The organism is Pandoraea sputorum (assembly GCF_000814845.2).
GTDB lineage: Bacteria > Pseudomonadota > Gammaproteobacteria > Burkholderiales > Burkholderiaceae > Pandoraea > Pandoraea sputorum.
Map to the genome: position 1 here is coordinate 2,207,908 of NZ_CP010431.2, position 21,906 is coordinate 2,229,813.

Genomic DNA, 21,906 nt, shown 5'->3' on the forward strand with positions numbered 1-21,906 from the left:
ACGGGAATGCTGTTTTGTTTTGCTGCGCTGCTCGCATGTGGCGCGACGGTCGCGGTCCGGATGGCCGACGCTGCCGACACCGCACCTGGCGCAGGGGCTCGTTCGCTGACGCTCGCGGTGCACGAGCAGCGCGAATTACCGGTCTCGGGCACGCTGGAGCGCGTGGCCGTCGCTGATCCGGAGATCGCGGACATCGTCGTGCTCAAGGGTTCCGGCGGTCGTCGCGGCTCGGTGTTGGTCGTCGGCAAGAAGGCTGGTACGACACAGGTATCGACGTGGCCGCGCGGTGGTGAGGCCACCCGTTGGGAGGTTCACGTGCAGGGCAACCTGCAAAGTGCATTGGGTGACACCGGTACGGCCAGCGTCGACGCGCGCGGCGGTGCGGCCGTCATCAAGGGACATACGAATACGCTGATCGAACACAGCGGCCTGCAAGCGGCGGCGGTCGATGCGTCGGGCAAGGGGGGGTGGTGGTGGACCGTTCGACGGTCGGGGACACCGGCGTCGTGCAGGTCGACGTCAAGATCGTCGAAGTGAACCGCAACATTCTGAATCAGCTGGGCGTGGACTTCACTGCGCAGCACAACTCGCCATCGGGCGGATTCGGCGTGATTTCGACACTGGGGACGGCCGCGTTCGGCAGCGGCGGCACCTCGACGTCGAACTTCGGATCGTTCTTCGGCTCGATTACGCGAGGCGCATTCAACCTGTCGGCGAAGATCAATCTGCTGCAGTCGAACGGTTTGGGGCGCGTACTTGCCGCACCGTCGCTCGTCGCGTTGTCGGGCCAGAGCGCGAGCTTCCTCGCCGGTGGCGAGTTGCCGGTGCCGCAGTCGGGGGATTGGGAACGACGACCATTGTCTACAAGTCGTTCGGTGTGGGCCTGACGGTGACGCCGACGATTCTGTCGCCGAACCGGATTGCACTGAAGGTCGCGCCGGAGGCGTCCGACCTCGACTACACGAATGCCGTAGTGATTGCGTCGACGCAGATTCCCGCGATCACGACACGGCGCGCCGATACGACGGTCGAGCTGGGCGACGGCGAGAGTTTCATCATCGGCGGCCTGATTTCGCGCACGACGACCGCTGCCGTCGACAAAGTGCCGCTGTTGGGCGATTTGCCGCTCATCGGCTCGTTTTTCCGGAATCTGAAGTACAACAGTATCGAGAAGGAACTGGTCATCATCGTCACACCTCACCTGGTCAAGCCGGTTTCCAGAGATGTGACGCTGCCGCTGCCGGGGACACCCGGGAGAAGCGGCCGGGGCCGGTGTGGGGCGAGTATTTGATGGGCGTGGCAAGCGACAGCGAACTGCCGGGCTTCTCGAAGTGACCTAAGGGGCATTAGCGCCGAATCGAAGCAGGTTCGTCGGCGGCGTAGCGGTCTCGGGCGAAGTATCGGCGAAAGCCGGGTTGGGGTAGTAAGGAGTGCACAAATGAACGCACCGACGCGAATTCTGGACACCATGACTGAGTTGCATCGCTTTCTTTTTTGCAGCGCACATGCCGGCCACGGACAGTGGCTCTCGGCAGCTTTGCGCGAAGAGGGCGTAGTGCTGCAGGAAGCCGGACGTCCGGCGCAGTTGCAGCAGCGCATCGGCGATCTCGATCCGCAGGTCGTGTTGCTCGACTTCTCGGGCGAGCCGACCGGTCATGCCGACGATCCGCCCGATGGCGGCATTGCACAGGCCGCCGAGCTCGCGCAGATGCTCAAACGCGTCGCGCCCAAACTACCGCTGGTCGCTGTGGGGTCGTTGGTGCGCGCCGACGGTATGAAGGCCGCGCTGCGCGCGGGCGTCCACGATTTCATCGACATGCACTCGACGCACGAAGAAGCGCTCGATGTCGTGCGTCGCGTGATCGATCACACGCCCACGGTGAGCGTGACGACAGCCCCCCAGCGCCACGGCCGGTTCATCGTACTGCTCGGCGCCCGGATCGGTGTCGGATGCAGCACGCTTGCTGCACATCTCTCGCAACTGGGTCAGGAAATGTCCGTCGGCACCGACCCGGACCGTGCGGAAAAGACCTCGAAGGCTGCCAAGGCCAACGCGAACAAGGACGACAAGTTCGACAGCTCGTTGCTCGGCCACGTCGCGCTGCTCGATCTCGGACTGCCTTCCGGCGACGGTTTGCTGTATCTCAATACGCAAAGCCAGTTCAGCTTCGCCGAGGCCGTGCAGAACTTGCGCCGTTTCGACGAAACGCTTGTGCACACAGCCGTGTCGCACGCGCCGAGCGGTCTGGCCGTGCTGCCGCTGCCGCTCGATCTGGGCGACATGCGCAGCGTGGCGGCGGCCGACGCGCTCGCGCTCACCGACCGCCTGCGCGCGTTCTTCGATCTGATCGTGGCCGACCTCGGCGGCTTCTCGAATCCGGCCTTTGTGGCCAGCCTCGTGCGCGCCGCCGATGAAGTGTGGCTCGTGGTCGACCAGAGCGTGGGTGCGATTGTCTCGCTCGCGTCGATGCTGCGCGACCTGGAGGAGAAGAGCGTCGAGCGCAGCCATCTGCATCTCGTCCTCAATCGTTACGACCCGCGCTACGGCATGGCGGCCGACCAGATCGCCAAGCGGTTCGACGTGCCGCTGCTCGCCACGCTGCCCGACCGGCCGCTCGCCATGCTCTCGGCCACCAATCAGGGCAAGCTGATCATCGACACGGCGCGCAGCGACCCGTATGTGCGCGCCCTGCAACCGTTGGTGGAACGACTACTCTCCGCACAGCATGCGGGCGCCGCATCGCATCGCCAGTCGTCGGGCTGGCTGGGCCGATTCATGGGAAAGCACTGATATGACTGACTCCATCGAATTCGCCGACGACAAGCGTGCGTTTGCCAATTCACAGCAGTTTCAGGACATCAAGACAGCTGCGCACGAACATCTGCTTGCGCGCATCGAAGAACTCGGCGCGGAATTCGGGCGCTGGAGCCGTAGTGCGATCCAGCAGTTCGTCGATCTGGAAATGGACGGCTTCGTGCGTCTGCGCCGCATCCCGATCAACGAGGCGGAGCTGCGCCAGATCTCCGATGCGCTGACCAAGGAGCTGGCAGGCTTCGGTCCGATCGAGGATTTGCTGGCCGACGCGGCAGTGGAAGACATTCTGATCAACGGCTACAACGACGTGTACGTCTCGCGTCGTGGTGTGCTGGCGCGCGAAGCGTTGCGCTTCTCGGACAATCAGCACCTGCTGCGTATCGTGCGCCGCATTCTCGCGCCCATCGGACGGCGTCTGGACGAATCGAACCCGATGGTCGACGCGCGTCTGCCCGATGGCGGACGCCTGAACGTGGTGATCGAGCCGCTGGCCGTTGATGGCCCGGTCGTCTCGATTCGTAAGTTCCGCAAAGACCCGCTCAAGCCGTCGGACCTGCTGCAACTCGGCAGCTTCAACGAAGAGATCTACAACCTGCTCGAAGCAGCGGTGCGCTCGCGTTGCAACATCCTCGTCTCGGGGGGCACGAGCTCGGGCAAGACGTCGCTGCTCAACGCGCTGGCGAGTTTTATCCCGGCGACCGAGCGCGTGGTGACGGTGGAAGATACGGCCGAACTCTCGCTGAACCACCCGCACGTGGTGCGGCTGGAGTCGCGGCAGGGCGGCTTCGACGGTTCCGGGGAAGTGACGATTCGCGACCTGATTCGAAACAGTCTGCGGATGCGCCCCGACCGGATTATCGTGGGCGAAGTGCGCGGCTCCGAAGTGCTGGAAATGATGCAGGCGATGAACACGGGCCACGAAGGCTCGATGGCGACGATTCACGCCAACTCGCCGCGTGAATGTCTCTATCGTCTGGAGATGCTGGCGGGCTTCGCCGGGTTCCAGGGCAGCGAGAGTAGTCTGCGCCGTCAGATCACGAGCGCGCTGGACTTCATCGTGCAGATCGGCCGTCTATCGAGCGGACGCCGACGGATTCTGTCGATCACGGAAGTGACCGGTGTGTCCGATACCGTCATCTCTACGCAGGAGCTGTTCCGTCACGAATCGGTAGTCGGGCCGGACGGCGAGGAAAAAGACAAGTGGGTGTCGCTCGGGCTTCAACCGCATTCGCCCAAGCTGCAACGCTACAAAGAGCAGACGCGCAATGCGGCGGCGGCCGCGCAGGCACAGCAAGGCAATGTGCCGCCGGACTCGGGCGGTGGTGGCTTCTTCGGACGCCGTCGATGAACCCCCTCGTGCTGTGGGCCGCATGCATTGCACTGCTGCTGGTGGCAGCGGGGCTGGAGCTGTGGCGTCGCACACACCAGCGCGCACGCGAACAGGCGACCAGCGCGTTTCTTGAGCGTCAGCTGGCGCAGAACGCGCCGAAGTTCGGGGCTGCCGAGACGGGCGAAGTGCGCGCGCCGCGCCGCAAGTCGTTGCCGTGGGAGTTCTTCTTCGAGCGCGCAGGCGTGCAGCCCGATACGCCGTTCTATCTCATGCTGATCGTGCCCGGTCTCGTGCTGACGCTGGGGTTCTGGATGTGGCAGGGGCCGCTCTCGGCCATTGTGATTCTGATCGTGTACGGGGTCGTCACGGTGCTGCGCTACTGGCTCAAGGCAGCGCGCCGACATCGCGACATCGTGCGTCAGTTGCCGATCTTTCTCGATGGCATGGTGCGTATGCTGACCGTCGGTAACAGTCTGCCCTCGGCGTTTCAGTCGGCCGCAGGCAACGCCGATCTGCCGCTGCGCGAGTTGCTGGAGCGTGCGGTGCGTCAGGTGCAGGCAGGCGTAGAGCTGGACGTCGCGCTTAAGCAGATTGCGCGCGTCTATCAGGTGGATGAGATTTATCTGTTCGCGTCGGTCGTCGATCTGTCGACGCGTTTCGGCGGACGCGCCGATCAGATTCTGGCGCGCATGTCGGGCTTCATGCGCGACCGCGAGCAGGCGCAGGCCGAGTTGTTCGCGCTGTCGTCCGAGACGCGCATGTCGGCGTGGGTGCTCGCGGCGCTGCCGATTGTGGTGAGTGCGTTGCTGATGTTGCTGAACCCGAAGTTCTTCGAGCCGATGTTCCAGGAGCCGACCGGCCAGAAGCTGCTGGCCATCGGACTGGGACTGGAGGTGTTCGGCGGTTTCGTGCTGTATCGGTTGGCCAAGTCGCTCTGAGCGCGAAGGACCCGCAGCCATGAACTTCTCATCGTTCTCGACTGACTCGCACACCTGGATGATGCTCGGCCTGCTGATGGTCTCGGCCGGGCTGTTGCTCGCGGCGTCGGCGATCTTGCTGCGCGCCGTCCGACAGGGGCGTAGTGGCCGGATGATCGACCAGGTGCTGGCAAGCCGTCAGCAGCAGGCGCTCGCGGCATTGCGCGCGGCTACGTCCCCGGCGGGGTTACGTGCCAATGCCAATGGCGATGACGATGCGCAGGGCTTGGGCGAGGGTAAGCAGCGGGGCTGGCGCTCGCTGCTCGACCGTGCGGCGGCGCTCGGCAAGCAATGGTCGGAAACGCGCCTCGGACAGAACCTGATCGCGGCGGAAGATCGTCTGCTGCTCGCGCAGTGCGGCTATGACAGCGTGCGCGCCAAGTCGCTGTTCCTCTTCGCACGCGTGGCGCTCGCGGTGGTGCTGCCGCTGATTGTCTGGTTGTGGTTTCCGGGCGGTGGCGGACTCGGCACGATCCTGCGTCTGATCGGCGCGGCAGGGGCGGGATTGCTGGCACCGAAGTTCTACGTGCAGCGCAAGGCGGGACAACGTCGCCGAGATCTGGTGGACGAACTGCCGTTGCTCATCGACTTGTTGCGACTGCTGCAAGGCGTGGGGTTGTCGATGGACCAGAGTTTGTACGTGGTGGTGTCCGACTTCCGCGAAGTGCTGCCGATTCTGTCGAAGGAATTCGAGAACGCCAACCGTCAGTACGCTTCGGGGCGTGGCCGCGAGGCGTCGATGGGACGGCTGCGTGAGGTATACGACAACGACGATCTGCGTGCGTTGGTGAGGCTCATCGTGCAGGTCGAGCAGCATGGCGGCGCAGTGCAGGAGCCGCTGCAACAGTTCAGCGATCGCTTGCGCGAACAGCGCCGTCAGACGATGAAGGAGCGCATCGGCAAGCTTACGGTGAAGATGACGCTGGCCATGATGCTCACGCTGCTGCCCGCGCTGATGCTCGTGGTTGCCGGACCGGCGCTACTGTCGCTGACTAAATCCATGGAGGCCATGAATTGACCATGCCAATCCAGACGCCAATCCCCGCACGTGAGCAGACGCGCCATGCCGGTGCGGTCGCTGCGTCCACTGTGGCCGTTGTGTTGTGTGCTGCACTGCTGGCCGGGTGCAGCAGCGGGCCGACGATGGGGGCTTACGGCGCGCCGTCGGCCGCCGCCCTGATGCAGGCGCAGCAGAACGACGAGGAAAAGGCGAAGCTTGCAAAGCCCGACACCCGTGAGTTGTATCTGTCGATGATTCGTCAGGTGCAGGATCAGGGCTCGTACTTCGCGTCGCTCGCGCATATCGAACAATTCCGCATGCAGTTCGGCGCCGCGCCGGACGTCGACATTTTGCGTGCCGATGCCCTGCGCGAGACGGGGCAGCCCGACGCGGCAGAGCAGGCGTATCGCCAGTTGCTGGGCAGCACTGAAGCCGCTGCCGCCTGGCACGGTCTGGGACTGGTCGCCGCACAGCGCAAGGATTACGCCGTGGCCACGCAAGCGTTGCGTGAGGCGGTGACACGCGCGCCGACACAAGCGTTCTATCTCAGCGATCTTGGCTTCGCGCTGCTGCGTAACGGTGAACCCGCCGCCGCGCGTGTACCGCTGGCGCAAGCGGCCGAGTTGCAGCCCGACAGTAAAAAAGTGCTCAGTAATCTTGCGGTATATCTGCTCGTGACCGGCGATCGATCGCGCGCCGACGCGATGATGACGAACGCCAAGATGTCGCCGTCCACGCGCGAAGCCATCGACAAGCTGGCTGCCGATATCCGGGCGCAGACCAAGGCGCGCAAGCAGGCCGCCGATGCCGCTGCAGCGCGGGCCGCAGCACAGGCGGCGGCAGCCATCGCACCGCAGGCCGCACCGGCCTTGGCATCGGCAACGGCATCGACGGAATCTGCTGCATCGGCCCGCGTGAGCGCAAGCAGCGAGGGGCCGGTCGTGGTACGACTGCCGCAGGCGAGTGCGCCGGACGGTGGGCAGAACAAGGGGCCGTCGAAGCCGTCTCAGGTCGCCTCGGCATCGGACGCCAAACTCGCGCGTGCCGGGGACGGACCGCGCAGCGACATGCCGACGTCGATGCTCGACCGATTCGCGCATTCGCAGTAAGAACGAACGCAGCAACATCAGGGGAGACGTGAAGATGGCCATCCAGAAACTTAAGGGAACACCGGGCGTTCGTTCGCTTCGTGCGGCGCAGCTCGGGCTTGCCGTGTTCACGCTTTGGGCCGGAGCGGCCGCAGCGCAAAGCAACGCACCTCTCACCGGCACGATGGGCGGGGCGGACTCGCGCGCCGTCGCTACGACATCCGCCGCTCCGGTGGCGCAGCAAGCGCCTGTCGCAACCAATCCGCAGCAGGCACCCGTTGCACAGAGCACGGCAGCGCCCTCGCAGCAGGCCGTCAGCATTCCGGCCAACGTGGTGCGCCGCACGTCGCCGCCGGTCGTGGGCGCTCCGGCGCGCGATGGCATGCTCGGCGACGAGACCGAAGCGTTGCTCGCTGTGCAGTCGAATAACCTCGCCGCAGGCCCCGGCTTGCCGATGTTGGGGGCGACGGCGTCGCGCGCTTATCGTCGCTATCTGGAGAGCTTCAACTACGCGATTCCCGCGTTCTTCACCACGATGGTCCAGAGCGATAGCGGCACGGGCGGTGGCGGCGGCAACGGTGGCGGTATGGCACCGGCGGCAGCGGGGGCTGGCGCGAGCCAGTGATGTCTCATGACTCCGCGTGCGCGTGGGCGCTCAACGAATGACACGACTCGTGCAAAGCGTTCGGTGTGGTTTGCCGGACGCCAGCGCGGGTCGGTGCCGATCCTCGCCTTCATCTTCCTGACCGTCGTGCTGATTCTGGCGTTTTCCATCGACGCCGGTTTCGCCTTCATGAAGCGACGAGATTTGCAGCGTGCCGCCGACATGGCGGCGCTCGCCGGCGCGCAAACGCTGCCCGGGTGCGCCAATGCGACCTCGTACGACACGGTCGCGCGGGCGAATATCGCGTCGAACCTCGGCAACAACGTTACAGGTCTGACGATCTCCACGTCTTGCGGGATCTGGACGTCGCCAGCGGCCACGGCGACGACCCCGGGGACATTCGTGGCCGCGACGTCGGCCAATGCGGCGAGCGGCAACGCCGTCTCGGTGACGCTGACGCTCGGCGTGCCGTCGTTCTTCCAACTGGCCGGTACGCGCACGATCTCCGCCAACGCCGTCGCACGCAAGGCACCGGCCGTGGTGACGTTTACGGTCGATTCGGGGCTGCTCGCGCTCAATGCGAACAATTCGGTCCTCGCACCGTTGCTCAATTCCGTGGGTATCTCGCCGGCGCTTTATGTAGGCGCGGCGCAGCAACTTGTGGGCGTGAACATCACGCCCAAGGGGCTGTTGCAGGCCCTTGGCGTGCCCGTGACAGGGGACGTGAGCGTAGCATCGCTCTCCGGGGTGGCGGCGGTGAAGAACCTCACGGTCGGCACGCTGCTGAGCGCGACGAATACGGCACTCGCCACGCAGAACGGGGCGTTGTCGGCCTCCGTCACAGCGATGAACAACCTCATCAACGTGTTCGCCAACAGCCCGGTACTCAATCTGCCAATCAACCTGCTTGGCTCGGCAACGACGCCCGGCATCATCGCCAACATCGATGCGGCGGGGGTAAGTGCGGCGAACGCGCTGAACGCTAACGTGGGCATCTCCGATCTGATCACGGCGGCCGTCGTCGGCGGCACGGGGAACAATGCCGTCGCGATTCCCTCGCTCAATATCCTCGGCGGCACAGTGTCGGTGGTCGCGCGGGTAATCTCGCCGCCGCAGATCGGCGTGGGCGGGGTCGGTGCTACGGCGACGAATGCGCAGGTGCGATTGTTCCTGACGGTGAATTCGGCGGCATCCAGCGCCGGTCCGCTTGCCGGGATTCTGAGCGCCACGGGTACGACGCTCAACCTGCCGCTCGTGCTGGAAGTCGCGCAGTCGACGGCGACCGTCACCGCGCTGCAATGCGGAGCGACGCCGTCGACCACCTTGCAAGTCAACTCGGGACTGGTGAACGTCTGCGTGGGTGCGGCGGCCAGCGGCGTGAACGTCCAGACCGATCCGGCGAGCTGCACCACGCTCATGACGCAACGCACGAACATCGCGACGTTGCTCGGACTCATCAATGTCGGGGCGAACGTCAACCTCTCGCTCGTGGCCAATTCGCCCGCGCCGATTACCTTCACGGGACCGTTCCCACAGAAGGTTGGGCCCATTGGATCGAATGTGAATTTGAGTCAGATTGTCTCGGCGCTGCTTACGGGCTTGTCACTTGACGTGAGTGCGGGTGGCGGCACATCGTCGTCTGGGAACGTTGCTGGCGGGCTGGTCAATAACGTCCCATCGGCGCAGTCTGCCGTAGCCATCTCTACCGTCAACTCGTTTCTCAGCACGGCGGCCAACGGGCTCAATCAAACGGCTAATGCGTTGGGCACCACCCTCGGCGGCGTGGCCACACTCAATCTGCCGCAAGTGCTCGGTGGTGTGGGAGGGCTGGTGACCGGGCTGGCCAACACCCTCGGCGGGATTGTGACCGGACTGCTGGGCGGGGTCTCTGACTTGCTTTGCACCCTGGGCGGCACGCAGTGCCGTATCAACGCCGTAGCGGCAACGCTTAGTACGTCCAATATTTCACCCGTCCTCGGCAGCGTGCTCTACACCTTGCTCAACCCGCTGCTCACGCCGCTCAGTAATGTACTGAACACGCTGCTGTCGTCGCTGGGCATCACGCTGGGCATGACGACGGTGACGGTCGACAGTATCAATTGTCAGAACGGGCTAGTACAGCTCGTGTATTAGCGAAGCTATCGGAACATGCCGCGACGCCTGAACCGGAGCCCGGGCGGCGCACCGAATTTCACCAGGACGAACGCCGGGGGCGTTCGTCAACGAGCAAATCAGCATGAAAAGCAAGCCAGTACGTGAAGACCTCGATGTCTACGTGTGGGAAGGCAAGTCGGACATTGCCGACCGCGTGTCGCATTGCCTCGCAAGCTTCGATATGGAAGTGATTCGTGCGGACGGTATCGATCTGTCGCGCGAGCGCACGCGTGCGCGACCGTCCATTGCTGTGGTCAGCGTGTCGGTGATCGAAGGCGCGTCGACCAACGCGAACGAATGGCAACTCGGTCATGGCATGCCGGTGATCTGGGTGGCCACGACGCCGCGCGAGAACGACCGGAGTGTCTTTCCGCCCGAGTACAGCAACATCCTCACGCTCGACTTTTCCGGCGCGGAACTGCGCACGCTCATCTTCAAACTCTCCGGTGCGATTGCGGAAGCCGACCGTGCGCCCGTACCGTCCGACCCGCTCGTCGCCCAGTCGAGTGCAATGCTCGGCCTGCTCGCCGAAGTGGACGCCTTCGCCGACTGCGATTCGAACGTGCTGATTCACGGCGAAACCGGCGTGGGCAAGGAGCGGATTGCGCGTCTGCTGCACGACAAGCAGAGCCACTACGGACAGGGACCGTTCGTTGCCGTGAACTGCGGTGCGATTCCGGATGGCCTGTTCGAGTCGCACTTCTTCGGGCACGCCAAAGGGGCGTTCACCGGCGCGTTGTACTCGCACAAGGGGTACTTCGAGCAAGCCAACGACGGCACGCTGTTTCTCGACGAAATCGGCGATCTGCCGCTGTATCAGCAGGTCAAGTTGCTGCGGGTGCTGGAGGATAGTGCGGTGACGCGTCTGGGCTCGGCGCAGCCGGTGAAGCTCGACTTCCGGCTGGTGGCGGCGACGAACAAGAACCTGAAGTCGATGGTGCGCGACGAATTGTTCCGCGCCGACTTGTTCTATCGTCTCGCCGTGATCGAGTTGCACATCCCCAGTCTCGAAGAGCGCGGACCGGTCGACAAGCTGGCCGTCTTCACGGCATATCTCGGCAAGGTGGTCGGCGATAGCGAAGTCGGCGCGCAAGTGCCGCCGTGGCTGCGCGAACTGGTCGAAGGCGGCGTGTTTCCCGGCAACGTCCGCGAAATGCGCAATATCGCCGAGCGTGTCGGCATCATCTACCGGCAACTCGGGGGCTGGGACGAGCGGCGAATCCGTCCGATCTTCGATGCATTGTCGATGGGCGCCACCGGGGCGGTGCCGCGCGCCGACGATCCGGCACGCAGTGGGGCACTGACCGACCGCGCACGCTGGGACGCCACCGAGCGCGCACGCATCGTTGCTGCGCTCGACGCCAACGGATGGCGGCGTCAGGACACGGCGAACGCGCTGGGTATCAGCCGCAAGGTGCTGTGGGAGAAGATGCGCAAATATCAGATCGTCGGAAACGACTCGGAACTGGCGAGCGAATACGAGGGATAACGACGGATACGAGGGATATCCAGAGATAGGCACAGCGCCGCGTGTTGCGTGGGGAATGCCTCAATCGCACCTCGAATGACGGGATTTTTCTGACAAACAGTTTCTTCTGACCGGAAGTCTCGCGCCCCTTCAGTTGCGCGGTATCAACAGATGAAATCGCGGGGGCACAATAACGCATTCCCTGCTTGGAAGAGCGCGCCTCAATGGATAGAATTGTCGGCTATTGCGGGCATGCGGTTATCATTCCACAAATACGCAGGTCTCAGATCCTCGGGACGGAGTCCGGGGTGGCGAATGAATGCGACGAATAAGGGCCGTAAAACGGTCCGGTCGATAACAGGAAAACAGATCAGATGAAAATCAGTGATTGCCGGGGGCGGTTGTGGTTGGGCGTGGGGGTGGCATGCCTGGCAGCCTGGGGAACGTCAGCGATGGCTGCCGATGCGGTGCGCGACGTAACGGGTGCAACGCCTGCACAACTGGCAGCTCCGGCAGTGCCTGCGCAATCGGCGACGGCACCCGCAGCAGCGTCGGGCACGATTCAGGAACTGCGCGATCGCATCCAGAACAAGGAAGTGACCGAACTGCGCACGACCTATAACGGTCGCTACGGCGCGAGCCTGTTGTTCTACCCGCAGACGCTGGGCTACTACGTCGCCCTGTTCCACGAAGGGCAGTTCTGGCGAGTAGTCAAGGTGAGCAACGAGAAGAAGGCCGAATCGCTGTACGCCGACTTCGTTCACCAGACGCAGGTGCTGGCCGATGTCGAAATCAACCGCATCAAGCTCGAAGCGCAGAAGGCGATGATCGAGCGTCAACTGGCCGAGAGCGAAACCCGCTTGAACGCCGTGCAGAACGACCTCAGCATTCAGCGTCAGCAAGAACAGGCACTGGCGCAGAATCAGCAGGCCGTGCGTGAGCAGGCCGCCGCGCTGGAAACCGAACGTAGCGCCGCGCGCATTCGCCTGACGGACGTTCAGGGCCAGATCCGCTCGCTGGAAGCTCAGCAGAACACGGTCGACTCGGAACTCGTGCGCTCGGTCAAGGGCTCGACCAAGAAGACCTCGCGTCGTCGCTGATCGATGCCGTATCCGCGCGTCGCTGGATGATGCTTCCGGTGTCTCAGGATGTAAGAAAGCCGCCTTCGGGCGGCTTTTTTCATGGGCGCGTCAAACGCCGGGCTTCACGCTGTCGGCGGGTGAAGTGAACGACAACGGGCAGGCGCAGGCGGCTGTCGCTACACGCAATTGCCGGGACTGTCGACACACGAATCGCGCATGTCGGGCATATGTCGCGCATTTGCAACTCGAAAAGCGGTGCCGCACCGGCGATCCTGCGTGCGCCCATGTCGGGCAAAACCCTTGCCGCGCGGGACTGGTCACGGCACGCGGCTCGTCATATCCTAGCGAGGCATGTCATGTAACAGGTCCGGCGCTCAGCATCTGCCCGGACTGGCGAGGGAACCGGCGCCCAGTTAGAATAGCGCCCATTTTGTGCAGCGCAATAAAGCGATTACCCAAACCTTATGACGCAAAACATTCGACACGGGCAGCGCCCTCAGGCCATGCCCGCGCTCATGGTGGCGGCCATCGGCGTGGTCTTCGGCGATATCGGCACCAGCCCGCTCTATGCGCTCAAGGAATGTTTCGATCCGCAGCACGGCATTCCGTTTAACCAGCAAGCCGTGTTCGGCATCATCTCGCTGCTGTTCTGGGCGCTGGTGATCGTCGTTTCCCTGAAGTATGTGTTGTTCGTGATGCGCGCCGACAACCGCGGTGAGGGCGGCGTGCTGGCGCTTATGGCGCTTAGCTTGCGCAGTGTACGGGCAGGCAGCCGATGGGCCTCCGTTCTGATGATGCTGGGGATGTTCGGCGCCTGCATGTTCTACGGGGATGCGGTGATTACACCCGCCATCTCCGTGATGTCGGCGGTGGAGGGGTTGGAGATCGCAGCACCCTCGCTGACGCGCTTCGTGCTGCCGATTACCATCGTCATCCTGATCATTCTGTTCTCGATGCAGAAGTCGGGGACTGCCAAAGTCGGCCGTCTGTTCGGCCCTGTCATGGTGGTCTGGTTCGTGATTCTCGGCGTGCTTGGCGTGTACAACATGGTGCTCGCGCCCGAGATCATCAAAGCGATCAATCCCTACTACGGCATTCATTTCATTCGCACGCACGCGCTGCAGGCGTACATCGTGCTCGGCTCGGTGTTCCTGGTGCTGACCGGTGCAGAAGCGCTGTATGCGGATATGGGCCACTTCGGCATCCGTCCGATTCGTTTCGCGTGGTCGTTTCTCGTCTTCCCGGCACTGGCGCTGAATTACTTCGGTCAGGGCGCGTTGCTGCTGTCGAACCCGAAGGCCATCGAGAACCCGTTCTTCCTGCTCGCGCCGGACTGGGCGCTGCTGCCGCTGGTGATCGTGGCGACGGCCGCGACGGTGATCGCGTCGCAGGCCGTGATCTCAGGGGCGTTCTCGCTCACCAGTCAGGCGATTCAGCTCGGCTACGTGCCGCGCATGAAGATTCTGCATACGTCGGATCGCGAGATCGGTCAGATCTACATGCCGGTCATCAACTGGTCGCTGCTGCTGGTCATCATCTGGATCGTGCTGGCGTTCAAGTCGTCGAGCAATCTGGCGGCGGCGTACGGGATTGCCGTGACGACGACCATGGTCATTACGACGATTCTCGCGTGCGTGGTCATGGTCAAGGTCTGGAACTGGAACAAGTTCCTGGTGGCGCTCATCATCACAGGCTTCCTTGTCGTCGACTTCGCGTTCTTCGGCGCGAACCTGATCAAGGTCGAAGAGGGGGGCTGGCTGCCGCTGGCGCTCGGCGCGTTCCTGTTCTTCATGCTGATGACCTGGCATAAGGGGCGTCAATTGCTGCGCGAGCGTACGGCCGCCGACGGGATTCCGCTCGGTCCGTTCCTGCAAGGTCTGCTGGCGCACCCGCCGCATCGCGTGGCTGGCACCGCCATTTATCTGACGGGCGGCAACACGCTGGTTCCGGTGAGCTTGTTGCACAACCTCAAGCACAACCGCATCCTGCATGAGCGCACGATCTTCCTGACGTTCCGCACGCTTGACGTGCCTTACGCCGAAGACAGCAGCCGCATCGAGGTCAAGGACCACACCGGCGGGCTGTACAGCGTGGTTGCGACGTTCGGCTTCAACGAGACGCCGGACGTGAAGGAAGTGCTGCATCTGCTCGAAGAGAAGACGGACATGCACTTCGAACTGATGGATACGTCGTTCTTCCTCGCGCGCGAGACGGTCGTGCCGACGAAGCTGCCGGGGATGTCGATCTGGCGCGAACGTTTGTTTGCCTGGATGCACCAGAACGCCGCCAAACCGACGGACTTCTTCAGTATTCCCGCCAACCGCGTGGTTGAATTGGGGACGAAGATCGAGATTTGACGGTTAATCGACAGATCGGACGTAAAAAAAGCCCGCTCGAATTGAGCGGGCTTTTTCTTTATGACACCGACATTGCGATCAGCGCTTGAGCTTGGCGAATGCCGCTGCCATGGCGTTGACCGTTTCCGGCTCGCGCTGACGGCCACCGCCGCCATTGCCGCCACGATGACCGCCACCGCTGGCACCACGTCCACCCGCGCCACCACCACCGCTGCTCGGGCGATCGCTCGCACCGGCCACCGGCAGATCGTCGTTCAGACGCATGGTGAGTGAAATACGCTGACGGCGCGGATCGACTTCGAGCACCTTGACTTTCACGATATCGCCAGCCTTCACGACTTCGTGCGGGTCCTTGATGAACTTCGTCGACATGGCGGAGACGTGAACCAGACCGTCCTGATGCACGCCGATATCGATGAACGCGCCGAAGGCGGCCACGTTCGTCACCACGCCTTCGAGCTGCATGCCCGGCTTCAGGTCGGTCAGCTTCTCGACGCCGTCCTGGAACGTCGCAGTCTTGAACTCGGGGCGTGGGTCGCGGCCCGGCTTTTCGAGTTCGGTCAGGATGTCCTTGACCGTCGGCAGGCCGAAACGCTCATCGACGAATTCCGTCGGCGACACACTGCGAACGACCGAACCGTTGCCCATCACATCGCCAATGGTCTTCTTGATCTTGGCGAGAATGCGCTCGACGACCGGGTACGCTTCCGGGTGAACCGACGAACGATCCAGCGGATTGTCGCCGCCGTTCACGCGCAGGAAACCTGCGGCCTGTTCGAACGTCTTGTCGCCCAGACGCGGCACCTTTTTGAGCGCTTCACGGTTGGCGAACGGGCCGTTGCTGTCGCGGAAGTCCACGATGTTCTTCGCGAGCGTGCTGTTCAGACCCGACACGCGGGCGAGCAGCGGCGCCGATGCCGTGTTGACGTCAACGCCCACCGCGTTCACGCAATCCTCGACGACGGCGTCCAGCATACGTGCCAGTTCGCGCTGGTTCACGTCGTGCTGATACTGGCCCACACCGATGGCCTTCGGCTCGATCTTGACGAGTTCGGCCAATGGATCTTGCAGACGGCGGGCAATCGAGACGGCGCCGCGCAGCGACACGTCCAGTTCCGGGAATTCCTTCGCCGCGAATTCGGAGGCCGAGTACACCGAAGCGCCGGCTTCCGAAACCACGATCTTTTGCAGCTTCAGTTCGGGATGGCGCTTGATCAGTTCCTGCGCGAGCTTGTCGGTCTCACGCGAGGCCGTGCCGTTGCCGATGCTGACGAGTTGCGCGCCGGTCGCGGCGGCAATCTTCGACAGACGGGCAAGCGAGCCGTCCCAGTCGCGGCGCGGTTCGTGCGGATAGATCGTGTCGGTGCCGAGCAGCTTGCCGGTCGCATCGACCACGGCCACCTTCACGCCGGTACGCAGACCCGGGTCCAGACCGATCACGCCCTTCGGACCGGCGGGCGCGGCAAGCAGCAGCGCCTTGAGGTTGCGGGCGAACACGCGAATGGCTTCGCTCTCGGCGCTTTCGCGAATCTGCGTGAGCAGTTCCGACTCGAGGTGCGGCTGCACCTTCACGCGCCAGCTCCAGCGGCAGACGTCGCCCAGCCACTTGTCGGCTGCGCGGTTCTGCTGACGAATGCCGAAATGACCGGCGATCACGCCTTCGCACGGATGCGGGACCTGTGCGTCGAGTTCTTCGCCAAGGCCCAGCTTGACCATCAGAATGCCGAGGTTGCGACCGCGGAAGAGGGCGAGCGCGCGGTGCGACGGCACTGCAGCGAGCGGTTCGGCGTAGTCGTAGTAATCGCGGAATTTCTCGCCTTCTTCGCTTTCCTTGCCTTCGACGACTTTCGACGACACCACGCCCTGATTCCAGAGGTAGTCGCGCAGCTTGCCGAGGAGTTCGGCCGTCTCGCCGAACTGTTCCGACAGGATGTCGCGTGCGCCATCGAGGGCCGCTTTCACGTCGGCTACGCCCTTTTCGGCGTCGACGAACTTGGCGGCTTCGACTTGCGGGTCGAGCGTCGGGTCGGCGAGCAGGGCCTGCGCGAGGGGCTCGAGGCCGGCTTCGCGGGCAATCTGCGCGCGGGTGCGGCGCTTTTGCTTGTACGGGAGGTAAAGGTCTTCGAGCGTCTGCTTCGTTTCCGCCGCCACGATGGCGGTGCGCAGTTCGTCGGTCAACTTGCCTTGCTCTTCGATGCTCGCGAGAATCGCGCCGCGGCGGTCTTCCAGTTCGCGCAGATACAGCAGGCGCTCTTCCAGATTACGCAGTTGCGTGTCGTCGAGGTTATCGGTCACTTCCTTACGATAGCGAGCGATGAAGGGCACGGTGGCGCCTTCGTCCAGCAGTTGCACGGCGGCGGCGACCTGACGCGGCTGCACGTTAAGTTCGTCGGCAATGCGTTGAACGATCTGAAGGGCTACGTTTTGCGTCATGAGTGTTGCGAGTTACCCAAGTGCCAGGAGCGGGGCATTTTGCCATAAACCGCGGGCGCGTCCGGGCAGGCAATGCTAAAATTTGGCATGACTCCGCACAACCTCATGATTTCCTTCGAAAAATTGTTTTCGCGACTGAATCTGCACCAGGTTTCGCGCCGTCCCGCACGTGCAACGTTCTCCGCCGTCGGGCTGTTCGGCATCGTGACGGTCGCTGCCGTCGTGCCGATTGCCGCATCGGCACAGCAGGGGCTCTCGGCAGTCGAGGCCGCCGGGCGCACGACCGAACAGCTCCGGGTGCCCGTCAAGCCGTTCGATGCGACCGCGGACCGTATCCCGTCGTCGGCCAGTCAGGCCAGCGCGGCAGCCGCTGCCGCCGAGGACGACAAACCCGTTCCCTATGACGATCAACTGGACATGCACCCGGCCGCCGACGATTTTGGCGGCCGTCGCGCCGTGCTCGATCGTCAGCGTGCATGGATCGATTACCGGTTCGAAGAGGCCAAGTACGAGTGCGCGTCGAAGTTCTTCGTGAACTATTGCATCGACAACGCCCGTGACGAGCAGCGCGAAGCGCTCAAGGCTGTTCGCAGCCAGCGTCTGGTGCTGGAAGATCAGGAGCGCAAGGCGCGCGCGCAGGAGCGTGACGAGCGTCTGGCGGAAAAGCGGGCGCAAACGGCCGCCGAAGCACCGCAGCGTGCTGCCGAGCGTGCACAGAACGTCTCCGATTACGAAGCCAAGCAAGCCGAGTATCAGCAGCGGGTGACGGAGCGCACGGGACAGGCACCTGAGCGAGCGGCGAATGCCGGGGCGTACAATGCCAAGCAGGCTGCGCAGCAGCAAAAGCTCGACGAGGCGAAGGCTTCGGCGGCGCAGAAGGCGGCCGAGCGCGAAGAGAACGTACGTAAGTACAACCAGAAGCAGCAGGAAGCCATCGAGCGTCAGCAGAAGTCGGATGCCCGTCGTAACGAATCGCAATCAGGCAGCTCGCCTGCGCAAAAGGCGATTCAAGGGCAGTGAGCGACGTCGCCCGGATTGGGCGGGCTGGGTTGGTTGAGTCGGTCGAGGTGCTCAAGTCGCTTAAGTCGCATAGGTGGATTAAGTCGATTTAGTCCGGAACCGGAATCACTTGAGAGTTGCAGGAGAGTCGCCACGATGCAGCAAGATCTTCACTCCGTTGGACGTCGCATCATCGAGTTGCAGATCGAACACCGCGATCTGGACTACCTGATCGACAAGTTGCTGACGGAGCCGACGTACGACGAACTTCAGGTCTCCCGGCTCAAGAAGCGCCGTCTGAAGATCAAAGACACGATCACCCTGCTGCAAGTGCAACAAACGCCGGATCAGCCCGCCTGAGCGGGACGATCAGCAGATCCGCGAGACGTCGGCGACTATCGTTCGAATTTGTCCGAATTTGTCCGAATCGTTTGCGCGGGTATTTTTTCATTGCGGCGCCGCGAATCTCCGTGAGGGGAATCGCGGCGCCTTCGAGTTTTCTGAGCCGTTTTGACCGATTCCGCCGCATCCAGCGATTCCTCCGATCTCTCCCGAAGCCCCGATAGTCCGGACGCGCCGACGTTCCACGGACTCAAGCCGCTCGCGCCCAAGCGCGAACGCGAACTGGAGGAGATCTTCGGCGACGGCGGCATGCTCGCCCGCGCCATCGATGGCTACCGCTCGCGCGAGCCGCAGACCGAGATGGCGCGCGCCGTGGCAGCCGCCATGGACACACACGACTCGCTGATCGCCGAAGCAGGCACCGGCACGGGCAAGACCTACGCTTATCTCGTGCCCGCCATGCTGTGGGGCGGCAAGACGATCATCTCGACCGGCACCAAGCATTTGCAGGATCAGATCTTCGCGCGCGACATCCCCACCGTGCGCAAGGCGCTCGCCGTGCCCGTGACCGTGGCCATGCTCAAGGGGCGCGCGAACTACCTCTGCCACTACTATCTGGAGCGCGCACAGCAGGAAGGGCGCTTCGCGTCACGTCACGAGGCGGCGCAACTGCGCGAAATCACCACGTTCGCGCAGATCACGCACAGCGGCGACAAGGCGGAACTGGCGTCCGTTCCCGAGAACGCGCCGATCTGGGCGCAGGTGACCTCTACTCGCGATAACTGCCTGGGTCAGGATTGCCCGCGCTACAAAGACTGTTTCGTGATGCAGGCGCGTAAGGAAGCCCAGCAGGCGGATCTGGTCGTCGTCAATCACCATCTGTTCTTCGCGGATGTCATGCTGCGCGACACGGGCATGGCCGAACTGCTGCCCAGTGCGAACACCGTCATCTTCGACGAAGCGCATCAGTTGCCCGAGACAGCGACGCTCTTTTTCGGCGAGACGGTCTCGACCACGCAGTTGCTCGAACTGGCGCGCGATTGCGTAGCCGAAGGGCTGATTCATGCGCGCGACGCGGCCGATTGGGTCAAGCTCGGCGCGAGTCTCGAGCGCGCAGCGCGCGATGTGCGTCTGACGTTCGGTCAGGACAATGCGCGTATGTCCGTCACGCAATTGCCGGACGATCACGAACTGTTCGGCGCGCTCGAAAGCGTGGACCTCGCGCTGCAAGACCTGATCGAGACGCTTCAACATCAGGCCGAACGTGCGGAAGCGTTGGGCGCGTGCCTGCGCCGTGCACTGGAATTGCACGAGCAGCTGGAGCGTTGGCAGATGGGCGTGACGCCGCCGACGCCGGGCGAACAGCCGCTGCCGTTGCTCGATCCCGACGCGCCGCGTGTGACCGACGGCAAGCGAGAGAAGGCGGCCAAGGCACGCGAGGCGGAAGCTGCGCGGCTTGCTGCCGAAGCGAAGGCCGCGGACGACGGCGACGGGAAATCGGAAAAGTCTGAAAAGACGTACACGCCGCCGGAAACCGTCCGCTGGATCGAAGTGTTTTCGCAGGCAGTGCAGTTGCATCAGACACCGCTTTCGATTGCGCCGATCTTCGCAAAGCAGCGCGCCGGTGCGCCGCGCGCGTGGATCTTCACGTCGGCCACGCTGTCGGTGAAGGGCAACTTCATGCACTACGCCGCGCAGCTAGGCTTGGATGCTGGCAAGTCGCTCACGCTGGCCAGTCCGTTCGACTATCAGAACCAGAGCCTGCTGTACGTGCCGCGTGGCTTGCCGCAACCTTCCGCGCCGAATTTCACCGATGCCGTGCTCGACGCCGCGTTGCCCGTCCTTGAAGTGAGTGGCGGCCGGGCATTCGTGCTGTGTACCACGCTGCGTGCGGTGAACCGCGCAGCGGAGCGTCTGCGCGAGGAGTTCGAGCGTCGCGGTTGGCCTTACCCGTTGCTGGTGCAGGGCGAAGCCAGCCGTACCGAACTGCTCGACCGATTCCGCGCGCTGGGTAACGCGGTGCTCATTGGCAGCCAGAGTTTCTGGGAAGGTGTGGACGTGCGCGGCGAAGCGCTCTCGCTCGTCATCATCGACAAGTTGCCGTTCGCGCCGCCGGACGACCCGGTGCTTGCCGCGCGTCTCGACGCGCTGACGAAAAAGGGGCTGAGTCCGTTCGCCATCCATCAGTTGCCTCAGGCGGTGATTACGCTGAAGCAGGGCGCGGGACGATTGATTCGCTCTGAGGCGGACCGCGGCGTGCTGATGATTTGCGATCCGCGTCTGGTGGATAAGCCTTATGGGCGTCGGATCTGGCAGAGTCTGCCGCCGTTCAAGCGCACGCGGGAGCTGCCGATTGTGCGCGGTTTCTTCGACGAATTGGCGGCGGAGGCCGGAGGCTGACGTTTATCTGCCGCGAGAGTGAAACGAAAAAGCCAGACGCCGATGCGTCTGGCTTTTTTGTAGCGGAAGCCGGGCCGCGCTTGCGTTAGCCGGGAAGGGCATCCAGCCACCGCCCGATGACGGCCGGCGCGACTTCCGACAGGCGAGCGTGATGCACGCGGGCATCGTTGCGCAACGTAGTCGGGTCGATTTTGGCAGTGCCGAGTTCGCAGGCGTGGCCGACGAGCCAGGACTCGATGCTCGCGGCGTCGGCTTCTAGGTGGAATTGCAGTCCGAGCGCATGGTCGCCCATCGCAAAGGCCTGATTTTCACCAATCGCAGTGCGGGCCAGATGCGTCGCGCCTGGCGGGATGTCGAACTGATCGCCGTGCCAGTGCAGCACGCTGGCGTTGCCGAGGGCGGCCAGGGGCGACGATTGCCCGGCTTCGGTGAGCGTCAGCGGCGCGTAGCCGATTTCCTTCACGCCCAGCGGATAGACTTTCGCGCCCAATGCGCGTGCCATCAATTGCGCACCGAGACAAATACCTAGAATCGGCTTGTTCGCGCTCAGGCGTGCTCTCACCAGTGCAAGTTCATTCGCGATAAACGGATGGATGACGTCATCGAAGGCGCCGATCGGTCCGCCGAGCACGACCACCATGTCGGGCGCGAGGACGTCGATGGCGCGAAGGTCGGCAAGCGGGGCGTCGACATAGTCGATGCGATAACCGCGCTGGGCGAAGTACGGTGCCAGCGTGCCGAGGTCTTCGAAGTGCACGTGACGCAAGGCGAGCAGTGTCTTGTCGGGGGCGGGGGGGGTGCTCACAAAACGAACTCCTGTCGAGGGATCGTCATGACGACGGGAAACAAAAAACCCC

At 63.6% G+C, this 21,906-nt stretch carries 15 protein-coding genes and 1 pseudogene; 14 read left to right on the top strand and 2 right to left on the bottom strand.

The window, feature by feature from the left end; translation table 11 throughout:
- Positions 1–60 precede the first annotated feature (60 nt).
- The 11 genes and pseudogenes from NA29_RS26560 (at position 61) to NA29_RS09890 (ending at position 14,875) form a co-directional block, all read left to right on the top strand.
- Positions 61–1,335, top strand: a pseudogene (locus NA29_RS26560) (type II and III secretion system protein family protein).
- A 103-nt stretch (positions 1,336–1,438) separates the two neighbouring features.
- Positions 1,439–2,791: a CpaE/TadZ family protein gene (locus tag NA29_RS09845; RefSeq protein ID WP_052252770.1), complete on the top strand. Its 1,353-nt coding sequence runs from the start codon at positions 1,439–1,441 to the stop codon at positions 2,789–2,791.
- Position 2,792: 1 nt separating this feature from the next.
- Positions 2,793–4,163 (top strand): TadA family conjugal transfer-associated ATPase, encoded by a 1,371-nt coding sequence (locus NA29_RS09850; protein WP_039397836.1) that lies wholly within the window; start codon positions 2,793–2,795, stop codon positions 4,161–4,163.
- A complete protein-coding gene (locus tag NA29_RS09855) occupies positions 4,160–5,083 on the top strand; it encodes a type II secretion system F family protein (protein WP_039397838.1) in 924 nt (307 codons plus the stop codon). The genes NA29_RS09850 and NA29_RS09855 overlap by 4 nt, the downstream gene beginning before the upstream one ends.
- Positions 5,084–5,102: 19 nt before the next feature.
- Complete coding sequence (locus tag NA29_RS09860; RefSeq protein WP_052252772.1) at positions 5,103–6,140, top strand: type II secretion system F family protein; 1,038 nt, start codon at positions 5,103–5,105, stop codon at positions 6,138–6,140.
- Between the two features lie 2 nt (positions 6,141–6,142).
- Positions 6,143–7,231 (top strand): tetratricopeptide repeat protein, encoded by a 1,089-nt coding sequence (locus NA29_RS09865; RefSeq protein WP_052252774.1) that lies wholly within the window; start codon positions 6,143–6,145, stop codon positions 7,229–7,231.
- A gap of 34 nt (positions 7,232–7,265) precedes the next feature.
- Positions 7,266–7,835, top strand: coding sequence for a DUF3613 domain-containing protein (locus NA29_RS09870; RefSeq protein ID WP_052252777.1), 570 nt, complete (start codon positions 7,266–7,268; stop codon positions 7,833–7,835).
- A 63-nt stretch (positions 7,836–7,898) separates the two neighbouring features.
- Positions 7,899–9,947 (top strand): pilus assembly protein TadG-related protein, encoded by a 2,049-nt coding sequence (locus NA29_RS09875; protein ID WP_039397840.1) that lies wholly within the window; start codon positions 7,899–7,901, stop codon positions 9,945–9,947.
- A 103-nt stretch (positions 9,948–10,050) separates the two neighbouring features.
- Complete coding sequence (locus tag NA29_RS09880) at positions 10,051–11,457, top strand: sigma 54-interacting transcriptional regulator (protein ID WP_039397842.1); 1,407 nt, start codon at positions 10,051–10,053, stop codon at positions 11,455–11,457.
- 353 nt (positions 11,458–11,810) lie between these two features.
- Complete coding sequence (locus tag NA29_RS09885) at positions 11,811–12,536, top strand: DUF2968 domain-containing protein (RefSeq protein ID WP_072633246.1); 726 nt, start codon at positions 11,811–11,813, stop codon at positions 12,534–12,536.
- 446 nt (positions 12,537–12,982) lie between these two features.
- Positions 12,983–14,875, top strand: coding sequence for a potassium transporter Kup (locus tag NA29_RS09890; protein ID WP_039397844.1), 1,893 nt, complete (start codon positions 12,983–12,985; stop codon positions 14,873–14,875).
- A 78-nt stretch (positions 14,876–14,953) separates the two neighbouring features.
- Here NA29_RS09890 and NA29_RS09895 read toward each other — a convergent pair whose 3' ends face one another.
- The gene (locus tag NA29_RS09895; RefSeq protein WP_039397846.1) at positions 14,954–17,308 is read right to left on the bottom strand and encodes a Tex family protein; all 2,355 of its coding nucleotides are present in this window, start codon (positions 17,306–17,308) and stop codon (positions 14,954–14,956) included.
- 105 nt (positions 17,309–17,413) lie between these two features.
- Between NA29_RS09895 and NA29_RS09900 the strand changes: the two genes are divergently transcribed.
- The 3 genes from NA29_RS09900 (at position 17,414) to NA29_RS09910 (ending at position 21,049) form a co-directional block, all read left to right on the top strand.
- On the top strand, positions 17,414–18,328 hold the full coding sequence (locus NA29_RS09900) for a hypothetical protein (protein ID WP_052252781.1): 915 nt from the start codon (positions 17,414–17,416) through the stop codon (positions 18,326–18,328).
- 135 nt (positions 18,329–18,463) lie between these two features.
- Positions 18,464–18,667 carry a YdcH family protein gene (locus NA29_RS09905; protein WP_039397848.1) on the top strand — a complete coding sequence of 68 codons (204 nt, stop codon included), beginning with the start codon at positions 18,464–18,466 and terminating at the stop codon, positions 18,665–18,667.
- A gap of 150 nt (positions 18,668–18,817) precedes the next feature.
- Positions 18,818–21,049: an ATP-dependent DNA helicase gene (locus NA29_RS09910; RefSeq protein ID WP_039397850.1), complete on the top strand. Its 2,232-nt coding sequence runs from the start codon at positions 18,818–18,820 to the stop codon at positions 21,047–21,049.
- An 85-nt stretch (positions 21,050–21,134) separates the two neighbouring features.
- On the opposite strand, the gene NA29_RS09915 is transcribed toward NA29_RS09910, so the two are convergent.
- Positions 21,135–21,854 (bottom strand): glutamine amidotransferase, encoded by a 720-nt coding sequence (locus NA29_RS09915; RefSeq protein WP_052252783.1) that lies wholly within the window; start codon positions 21,852–21,854, stop codon positions 21,135–21,137.
- Positions 21,855–21,906: the final 52 nt, after the last annotated feature.